Below are 2581 nucleotides of genomic sequence, written 5' to 3' on the forward strand. Positions count from 1 at the left end.
CATTTGATTTGACACGCTCCGGGCCCCAGCCGATCCGCACCGCGCCTGTCGGACCGGTCATGGACTGGAACAGCACCGAGCCCACCGACGGCGATTGGGTCGTGTGGTGGTCCCGCCTCGACGACCGCTACCAAGTCGAAGTCACCCGCGACCCCGACAACACCACCCGGGCGAAGCTGACGATCTACGACCGCGCAAACAACAACGCCGAGGTTCATGCCGAGCAGGTCGATCTGGCGTACGGCGCCGCCTTCGGACCAGACACGGGCGATGTCGACCAGTGGATGGCTATCGCGTTGAACGTTGTGGACTGACCGGGTGGTCATAAGTCGCGGTGCAGCTGCGGTTACATCAAGGTGGCGCCTGACTCTCCCCTCGGGTGGCCGCGGTGGCGCCTTCCTTTTCGTCGAACGGCGTGGCGTTCCGGTGTCATGAAGCACTGCTTTCGGCTTGGGAAGGTGGGCTAGAGGTGTTGGACGTCGCGACGTGATCAGCATCGGTCTGCAGGTAGTCGTCTGGTTGCCACGGCGGGAGGAACGGGATGGCCGCGTGAAAGAAGCTGGCCATGTCTTCGACGTCGCGCGCGGTATCTGAGCGCATCTTGTAGCTGGGAACTAGTCGTTTGACTGCACTGCCGACCAGCTTGGGTCCAGTGGTGAGCCACTCCTCAGCGGTGAAGAGTCCCTGCCAGGTCTTAAATTGCGCTGTGAAGGACGCCGGGTTAGCTCGAACCAGGTCCAAGACGTTGGGTAGATTCACCGACTTACCAGTCATATCCGCTCTGGACACGGTGCCGACTTCGCGCAGGTGGAATACGCCCCCTGGCGGGTCTGGATCATCTCCTTTCACGTCTGGGCCGGACTTGTCGCCGCCGCTAGGCCCCTCGGCCGAAGGACTCCACACAAGCGGCTCATGAATGCCGTGGGCCTCGAGTTGCCGTCGTCCGGCTGCGTGAAGGGGCGCTCCTAGCGTTGCAGCGTGCTCGACGAGCGTGCGCCGGTATTCAGTGCGTTCGCGGCCGGCCGCTAGTGGTTCGGTGAGTACTGCGTAGCGGTTGTCGCTTCCGGTGAGAAGCTCCCAGAGTCGGGTCGCTACGAAGCGTTCACGGGCGGGCGAGAGGACGAACTGACGTTCTGCCAGTTCGGTGCGTAGTTGATCATCGAGTTCGGGCAGTCGCCGAAAGGTCCATCGACGCTGGTCGTAGTCGATCGGTGGCGGGTTGCGAAGGAGTGACTCCCACTGCCGGTCGAGGAGATCTAGCGTTTCGTCCAGTACGCCTCTTTCGTCGAGGCGCTGGAGGTGTGCACTGACTGTGCGCGCTGCCGATTGTGGAAGGTTGAAGCTTGCCGCCAGTTCGAACCAGCGCTCCCTGGTTCCGATGCGGGCCAGAAGCATCGAATACGTCACCGCCGCGGCCCCAGTGCCCTTCGTCGACACGGCCGGCAACATACTTACAACATCGGACCACAGAGACTGCGGCAGGTGCCGACTCTGAAGAGATTGCAGGGCGAGCTCGGGGTAGGGCCAGCCGGGACGAGCGAAGTAGTCGGCAGCCGGTGGACGCGGCACGACGGCACTGGTGCGGTGCGTCAGCCTGTCTGCCACTTTCATCTGTTCTTGACTTGATCGGATGCGGATCGCTGCGGTGAGGTTGCCGCGGTTGCGGCTCTGTTGCTTAAGTACGGGCCGTCCCCGGCCACTGCCAGGCAACGGAGGTGGATGACCAAGATCTTCGTACCGCTCGAGCGCGTGTGCTGCCACTTCCAGCGATGGCGCGGAGATGACATCGACCGCGCTGGTCATGAGGGCCCCGTACTCTGCTGCGGAGAGCTGTGAGCCGTAGATGGGGCCGGGACCGTTTCCGTGTTCGCCGGCGACGTATCCGGTCCCTGTGGTGATGCGTCGGCCCGGAGCGATGTGCGAGGTCACCGCGATTGTCAGGTCCGACTCGTTGATCACCAAAGCGTTGATGATTTGAATCAACGATGACAGGACGTCGTGGACGGGCACGGTGAGCCCGCAAGCCTGCACCATTCCGTCGTCGGCTAAGCGCACAAGAATTTCGTTCGTCACCCGCTGGGCAGCCACGTACGGATGGGCCGGACCGAGATAGGTTGAGGTAACCAAGGTGAGGTCAGCGTCGCATCGAGGCGTGATCCGTGTCCTGGCCGCTGCTGCGTTCTTGTCAGGGCTGACGTGCAGACACTTGGTGGGGCTCGCCGGTACGACGCTCAGTCGGTTCTCTCCCGAATGCGGAATCCGATCACACACAGCGCACCGGTCGTTCAACAGAACCGCGTGTTTGACGCATGCCACGCTTACCGGCAGGTACCAGGAAAGGCGCCACGCGCCACGCCGTTCTCGAAGGCACTCAGGGCACCATCGAGCCCCGGAACGTCGGAAGATCTTGCGGCCGCGAGTACGTTCGCCCCGGTTGTCGAAGGTGGCAGGGACCACGCCATCACTGGCCTTGAGCTCTCGGTGCGGCAGAGAGGCGAACGTGGCCAGTTCGAGCTCCACTGCGGACACCCCGAAGGCGATCCCCATGGTTTCGTACGGTCTGTTAGGGACGTGCTTCGGA

2 protein-coding genes are annotated in these 2581 nt (G+C 63.0%); one reads left to right on the forward strand and one right to left on the reverse strand.

The genetic code is table 11. The features are described 5' to 3' along the window. Positions 1-314 (forward strand): hypothetical protein (locus H483_RS27190; protein ID WP_238556259.1); only part of this gene is annotated, 314 nt, incomplete at its 5' end. A gap of 115 nt (positions 315-429) precedes the next feature. On the opposite strand, the gene H483_RS38595 is transcribed toward H483_RS27190, so the two are convergent. Next, positions 430-2581: TniQ family protein (locus tag H483_RS38595; protein ID WP_238556260.1), on the reverse strand; the 2152-nt coding region annotated here is incomplete at its 5' end.

This window comes from Dietzia sp. UCD-THP, from assembly GCF_000349585.1.
Classification (GTDB): Bacteria; Actinomycetota; Actinomycetes; order Mycobacteriales; family Mycobacteriaceae; genus Dietzia; species Dietzia natronolimnaea_A.